The following is a 7500-nucleotide window of genomic DNA, read 5'->3' on the forward strand; positions in this document are numbered from 1 at the left end:
AAAAAGGAGGGGTTACTCGTTGGAAAACATTCATGATTTATGGAACAGAGCTTTAGATCAAATTGAAAAAAAATTAAGCAAACCTAGTTTTGAAACCTGGCTCAAATCGACAAAAGCTCATGCTTTGCAAGGAGACACGCTCATTATTACTGCGCCTAATGATTTTGCACGGGACTGGTTAGAATCTAGGTATTCTAATTTAATTGCTGAAACACTTTACGACCTTACGGGGGAAGAGTTAGATGTGAAATTTATTATTCCTCCTAACCAGGCCGAGGAAGAATTCGATATTCAAACTCCTAAAAAGAAAGTCAATAAAGACGAAGGAGCAGAATTCCCTCAAAGTATGCTAAATTCGAAGTATACCTTTGATACATTTGTTATCGGATCTGGGAATCGTTTTGCCCATGCAGCTTCTTTAGCAGTAGCAGAGGCGCCGGCTAAAGCGTATAATCCGCTTTTTATTTACGGGGGAGTAGGATTAGGTAAAACACACTTAATGCACGCAATAGGCCACTATGTGTTAGATCATAATCCTGCTGCTAAAGTCGTGTACTTATCATCTGAAAAATTCACAAATGAGTTTATTAACTCTATTCGTGACAATAAAGCAGTAGAATTCCGCAACAAATACCGCAATGTAGATGTTTTACTGATTGATGATATTCAATTCTTAGCGGGTAAAGAGCAGACACAAGAGGAATTTTTCCATACGTTTAATACGCTTCATGAAGAAAGCAAGCAGATTGTCATCTCAAGTGATCGACCGCCGAAAGAAATTCCTACACTTGAAGATCGACTTCGTTCTCGCTTTGAATGGGGCCTTATTACAGACATCACACCACCAGATTTGGAAACACGAATTGCTATTTTGCGTAAAAAAGCAAAAGCGGACGGCTTAGTTATTCCAAATGAAGTTATGCTTTATATCGCCAATCAGATTGATTCAAATATCAGAGAATTAGAAGGAGCACTTATTCGCGTAGTAGCTTATTCTTCACTAATTAATAAAGATATAAACGCTGATTTAGCAGCAGAAGCATTAAAAGATATCATTCCTAGTTCAAAACCTAAGGTTATTACGATTCAAGATATTCAACAGATTGTTGGACAAGAATTTAATATAAAATTAGATGATTTCAAAGCGAAGAAACGTACAAAGTCAGTAGCGTTTCCTCGACAAATTGCCATGTACCTTTCTCGCGAACTAACGGATTTTTCGCTTCCTAAAATTGGAGAAGAGTTTGGCGGGCGAGACCATACTACGGTCATCCATGCTCATGAAAAAATCTCAAAACTTGTTCAAACAGATACTGACCTACAAAAACAAATTAAAGAAATAAGTGAATCACTAAAAATATAGGCTTTTTTTACTTGTATTTTGTGTATAAGTGAGTTAGGATTGTACACAGTCTGTCCACATGTGGATAGGCTGTGTTCTCACGTTTTTAGGGGTTATCCACATTTCCACAGCCCCTATTACTACTACTATCTTAAAATATAATAAATAATAAGCTTTTAAACCTACTTTTAAGGAGGATTAATTATTATGAAATTTATCATACAGAAAGACTACCTAGTTCAAAGCGTTCAAGACGTTATGAAAGCTGTATCTTCTAGAACAACAATTCCAATTTTAACAGGGATTAAAATTGTAGCGACTGAAGAAGGTGTTACTTTAACCGGAAGTGATTCCGATATCTCTATTGAATCGTTTATTCCAAACGAGGAAGAAGGAAAAGAGATTGTTGATATCCAAAAACCAGGAAGCGTTGTTCTCCCAGCTCGTTTCTTTAGTGAAATCGTCAAAAAGCTTCCTAAAGACATCGTAGAATTGGACGTCCAAAGTCACTTTTTAACAATCATTCGTTCAGGAAAAGCTGAATTTAACTTAAATGGTTTAGATGCAGAAGAGTATCCTCATTTGCCACAGATCGAAGAAAACAACATGTTTAGATTACCGACAGACTTATTAAAAAACATGATTCGACAAACTGTCTTTGCAGTGTCCACCTCAGAAACACGACCTATCTTGACAGGTGTAAACTGGAAAGTCGACGGCAAAGAATTAACGTGTATTGCCACTGACAGTCATCGTCTAGCTTTGCGAAAAGCGACCATTGAAACTGGAAATGAAGCAACGTATAATGTGGTTATTCCAGGTAAAAGTTTAAGTGAATTCAGTAAGATCCTTGATGATTCTCATGAATTAGTAGACATCGTTATCACGGAAAATCAAGTATTATTCAAAACAAAACACTTACTATTTTTCTCAAGATTACTGGACGGAAATTATCCTGACACTTCAAGATTGATCCCAGCCGATAGTAAAACGGATGTTATATTGAACGTAAAAGAATTTTTACAATCGATTGACCGTGCTTCTTTATTAGCTCGTGAAGGAAGAAACAACGTAGTAAAACTATCTACGCTAGATGAAGGAATTGTTGAAATTTCTTCTAACTCTCCTGAAATCGGAAAAGTAATTGAAGAGGTACAAAGTCAGTCTATCTCAGGAGAAGAATTAAAAATTTCTTTTAGCGCAAAATATATGTTAGACGCATTAAAAGCGCTCGAAGGAACAGATATCAAAATTAACTTCACTGGTGCGATGCGTCCATTTGTCATTCGAACATTAGAGGATGATTCAATGCTGCAGCTGATTTTACCAGTGCGAACATATTAAATCTCAGAAAGCTACTAGCATGCCGTACTAGTAGCTTTCTTTTCTCAAGAAGAATTATTTAGTAAAATAGAGATACATCATTAGAAAGTGAGAGAGTCGCATGAAAACAGAGGTTAAAATTTCAACTGAATACATTACGCTTGGCCAGTTTTTAAAACTAGCAGACGTCATTCAAACAGGTGGAATGGTAAAATGGTTTTTAAGTGAGCACGAAGTATATGTGAACGGGGAGCTAGAAGAGCGCCGCGGACGTAAATTATATGCAAATGACGAAGTGGATATACCGGCTGCAGGATCATTTGTTGTTATTACTTAAAGTTGGTGAAACGTTTGTATATTAAAGAAATTACTTTAACAAATTACCGAAACTATACGAAGACAACGATTCCCTTTGAAAATAAAGTAAACGTCATTTTGGGTGAAAACGCACAGGGTAAAACAAACGTGATGGAATCGATCTTCGTATTATCTATGGCTAAATCTCATCGTACATCCAACGATAAAGAATTAATTAAATGGGACTGTGAGTATGCAAAGCTATCGGGCATTGTAGAAAAGCATAGAGGGCCCGTTACACTGGATTTAGTCATCTCAACAAAAGGGAAAAAAGCAAAATATAATCACATTGAGCAGAAAAAACTCAGTCAATATATAGGGTCAATTAACACTGTCATGTTTGCTCCGGAGGATTTGAACCTAGTTAAAGGGAGTCCGCAAGTAAGGCGCAAATTTATCGATATGGAAATTGGTCAAGTTTCGCCTGTTTACATGCATGATTTAAGCAGGTATCAAAAGATTTTGCAGCAAAGAAATCAATATTTGAAGCAGCTGCAGACAAAAAAACAAACGGATCTTTCACTTTTAGACGTACTTACGTTACAGTTAAGTGAAATGGCAGCGAAAATCTTAAAAAAACGTTTTGAGTTTTTACAGTTACTCCAACAGTGGGCAGAGCCTATTCATAAAGGGATCAGTCGAGACTTAGAAACATTAAAAATTGAGTATAAGAATTCAATTGATGTATCAGAAGATGCAGATTTGTCGAAAATGTTAGAAGCATATCATCAAAAGTTTGATAAAATAAAAAGTAGAGAAATTGATAGAGGTGTCACCTTAGCAGGACCACACCGTGATGATCTTCTTTTCTACGTTAATGAAAAAGACGTTCAAACATTTGGTTCACAAGGGCAACAGCGGACGACTGCTTTATCGTTAAAGCTTGCTGAAATTGAGTTAATTCATCAAGAAGTAGGTGAATATCCAATTTTGCTTTTAGATGACGTATTGTCTGAATTAGATGATTTTCGTCAATCACACTTGCTAAATACCATCCAAGGAAAAGTTCAGACGTTTGTAACGACAACGAGCATTGAAGGAATTCATCACGAGACCTTAGAAAAAGCGGCTACATATCATGTAGAAGCTGGCCAAATTCAAAAGGTCAAATAGCAATTGATCTGTCTAAAAACTTTTCACAAGGCAATCTAACTGAAATATGATATCATTATAGTTTTAAGTCTATATATTTCAACTCGTACCCTCGATTATGAAAATTTTGTGCATAAGTAAACAAATGGCAAATACATTAAAGGCTCCGTATTATTTCCACATAATATTCGAAAAACATAATACAAAATGATAAATACAGCAGTTTGCTGTTAAAAAAAAGTGTAGGTGATACATTTGACGATGGAACAAAAAGAAGTACAAGCATATGAAGCTGATCAGATACAAGTATTAGAAGGATTAGAAGCTGTTCGTAAACGTCCGGGGATGTATATTGGATCGACGAGCGCAAAGGGTTTACATCATCTTGTATGGGAAATTGTAGATAATAGTATTGATGAAGCGCTGGCCGGCTATTGCGATGAAATTAATGTTATTATCGAAAAGGATAATAGTATTACAGTCAAAGATAACGGTCGTGGAATTCCAGTTGGTATTCAAGAAAAAATGGGCAGACCTGCTGTTGAAGTTATCTTAACGGTTCTTCATGCCGGAGGTAAATTTGGCGGCGGCGGCTATAAAGTATCTGGTGGATTACACGGTGTAGGTGCCTCAGTTGTTAACGCACTTTCTACCTCTTTGGAAGTACACGTACATCGTGACGGTAAAGTTCATTATCAAAAATATGAACGAGGTGTACCGGCTGCTGACTTAAAAGTAGTTGGAGAAACAGATAAAACAGGTACTGTTATTCAATTCCATCCAGACGGTGAAATTTTTACAGAAACGCTTGAATACGATTTTGATACGTTAGCTAATCGTCTGCGTGAGTTAGCTTTCTTAAACCGCGGCATTAAAATTACGATTGAAGACAAACGTGAAGAAGATAAAAGACGTGAATACCATTACGAAGGCGGAATTAAGTCTTACGTTGAACACTTAAACCGTTCGAAAGAAGTGATTCACGAAGAGCCGATCTATATTGAAGGTAATCGAGACAACATTTCTGTAGAAATTGCTATTCAATATAACGATAGCTACACAAGTAATTTATATTCTTTCGCAAACAACATTCACACATATGAAGGTGGAACGCACGAAGCAGGATTTAAAACAGCGTTAACGCGTGTAATTAACGACTATGCACGTAAAAACAGCGTATTTAAAGATAGTGACGCCAATTTAACGGGTGAAGATGTTCGTGAAGGAATTACAGCTATTATCTCTATTAAGCACCCAGATCCGCAGTTTGAAGGACAAACAAAAACAAAGCTGGGAAATAGTGAAGCAAGAACAATTACTGACTCTGTGTTTGCAGAACACTTAGAAACTTACTTGCTAGAGAACCCTATTGTGGCGAAAAAGGTAATTGAAAAAGGTTTAATGGCTGCAAGAGCAAGAATGGCAGCTAAAAAAGCTCGTGAGCTTACAAGACGTAAAAGCGCGCTTGAAATTTCAAACTTACCGGGTAAATTAGCAGATTGTTCATCAAAAGATCCTTCTATTAGCGAACTCTATGTAGTAGAGGGTGACTCTGCCGGAGGTTCAGCTAAGCAGGGAAGAAGCCGTCATTTCCAAGCTATTTTGCCTTTGCGCGGTAAAATTATCAACGTAGAGAAAGCGCGTTTAGATAAAATTTTATCTAATAACGAAATTCGTACAATCATTACCGCTCTAGGAACGGGTATTGGTGACGATTTTGATATTTCGAAAGCCCGCTACCATAAAATTGTGATTATGACAGATGCAGACGTAGATGGTGCGCATATTCGTACGCTTCTTCTAACGTTCTTCTATCGCTATATGAGACAGATTATTGAGCACGGATATGTGTACATTGCCCAGCCGCCGCTTTACAAAGTTTCACAAGGTAAAAAAGTAGAGTACGCGTACAACGATCGTCAATTAGAAGAGGTATTAGCTTCTTTCCCTGAAGGCGCAAAACCAAACCTTCAGCGTTACAAAGGTTTAGGAGAGATGAATCCTGAACAATTATGGGAAACAACAATGGATCCAGAATTCCGTACCCTTCTTCAGGTGAACTTGCAAGATGCAATTGAAGCTGATGAGACATTTGAAATTTTAATGGGCGACAAAGTAGAACCGCGCCGTAATTTCATTGAAGAAAATGCTCAGTACGTAAAAAATCTCGATATTTAAATGAACGGTAATACCCTTTATATTTTTTATAAAGGGTATATAAACGTCAGGATAGAGATAGGTTCTATCCTGCGTTTACATATATATGAATTACTATACTGAACTTCGCGAAGGAGGTTCTTATCGATGTCAGATAAACCAAACTCTCAAATAAGAGAAGTAAATATTAGTCAAGAAATGCGCGCATCCTTTTTAGATTATGCAATGAGCGTAATTGTATCGCGTGCTTTACCAGATGTAAGAGACGGACTTAAGCCCGTGCACCGTCGTATTTTATATGCAATGAATGATTTAGGTATGGGATCGGATAAGCCATATAAAAAATCAGCTCGTATCGTAGGAGAAGTAATTGGTAAGTATCACCCACACGGTGACTCAGCTGTATATGAAACAATGGTTCGTATGGCACAAGATTTTAGCTATCGTTATATGCTAATTGACGGTCATGGAAACTTTGGATCTGTTGATGGAGATGCAGCAGCAGCTATGCGTTATACAGAAGCAAGAATGTCAAAAGTTTCGATGGAACTGTTACGTGACATCAATAAAGATACAATTGATTATCAAGATAACTATGACGGTTCTGAACGTGAACCAATTGTATTACCTGCTAGATTTCCAAATTTACTTGTAAACGGTTCAGCCGGAATTGCGGTAGGTATGGCGACAAATATTCCTCCGCATCAGTTAGGGGAAGTCATTGACGGCGTTTTAGCTGTAAGTCAAGACCCTGATATCACAATTGCAGAGTTAATGGAGATTATTCCAGGACCGGATTTCCCAACTGCAGGACAAATTCTTGGCCGCAGCGGGATTCGTAAAGCTTATGAAACTGGGAAAGGTTCTATTATTGTTCGCGCAAAAGTAGAAATTGAAGAACAAAACAATGGTAAACAAACTATTATTGTTCATGAACTTCCATACCAAGTAAATAAAGCAAAGCTAATTGAAAAAATTGCCGAGCTAGCTCGTGATAAGAAGATTGATGGAATTACGGACTTACGAGATGAGTCTGACCGTTCGGGTATGCGTATTGTTATTGAAGTAAGACGTGATGCAAATGCAAATGTTTTATTAAATAACTTATATAAGCAGACATCTCTTCAAACAAGTTTTGGTATTAATACTCTTGCATTAGTAGATGGACAGCCAAAAGTATTGAACTTAAAGCAATGTCTACAGTACTATTTAGACCATCAGGTAGTGGT

6 protein-coding genes (1 of these 6 only partly in view) are annotated in these 7500 nt (G+C 37.1%); all 6 read left to right on the forward strand.

The genetic code is table 11. The features are described from left to right. The first annotated feature begins 19 nt into the window (after positions 1-19). Positions 20-1363, forward strand: coding sequence for a chromosomal replication initiator protein DnaA (gene dnaA / locus CEQ83_RS00005; protein WP_098112274.1), 1344 nt, complete (start codon positions 20-22; stop codon positions 1361-1363). Between the two features lie 186 nt (positions 1364-1549). Beyond that, a complete protein-coding gene (gene dnaN, locus CEQ83_RS00010) occupies positions 1550-2686 on the forward strand; it encodes a DNA polymerase III subunit beta (RefSeq protein ID WP_013054821.1) in 1137 nt (378 codons plus the stop codon). A 100-nt stretch (positions 2687-2786) separates the two neighbouring features. After that, positions 2787-3002, forward strand: coding sequence for a S4 domain-containing protein YaaA (gene yaaA, locus CEQ83_RS00015; RefSeq protein WP_013054822.1), 216 nt, complete (start codon positions 2787-2789; stop codon positions 3000-3002). A gap of 14 nt (positions 3003-3016) precedes the next feature. Beyond that, a complete protein-coding gene (recF, locus tag CEQ83_RS00020) occupies positions 3017-4135 on the forward strand; it encodes a DNA replication/repair protein RecF (protein ID WP_013054823.1) in 1119 nt (372 codons plus the stop codon). Between the two features lie 240 nt (positions 4136-4375). Then, complete coding sequence (gyrB, locus tag CEQ83_RS00025; RefSeq protein ID WP_028411910.1) at positions 4376-6292, forward strand: DNA topoisomerase (ATP-hydrolyzing) subunit B; 1917 nt, start codon at positions 4376-4378, stop codon at positions 6290-6292. A gap of 126 nt (positions 6293-6418) precedes the next feature. Then, positions 6419-7500 carry the 5' end (the start) of a DNA gyrase subunit A gene (gene gyrA / locus CEQ83_RS00030; protein ID WP_033580879.1) on the forward strand. The gene runs 1429 nt beyond the window's last position, so the window shows 1082 of its 2511 coding nt (coding positions 1-1082); its start codon is at positions 6419-6421; the stop codon falls past the right edge of the window.

The organism is Priestia megaterium, assembly GCF_009497655.1.
GTDB lineage: Bacteria > Bacillota > Bacilli > Bacillales > Bacillaceae_H > Priestia > Priestia zanthoxyli.

What these genes read in the sequence shown, in the direction of transcription:
- yaaA (WP_013054822.1), top strand. Translation starts at nt 2,787, where the DNA reads ATGAAAACAGAGGTTAAAATTTCAACTGAATACATTACGCTTGGCCAG.
- dnaN (WP_013054821.1), top strand. Translation starts at nt 1,550, where the DNA reads ATGAAATTTATCATACAGAAAGACTACCTAGTTCAAAGCGTTCAAGAC.
- gyrB (WP_028411910.1), top strand. Translation starts at nt 4,376, where the DNA reads ATGGAACAAAAAGAAGTACAAGCATATGAAGCTGATCAGATACAAGTA.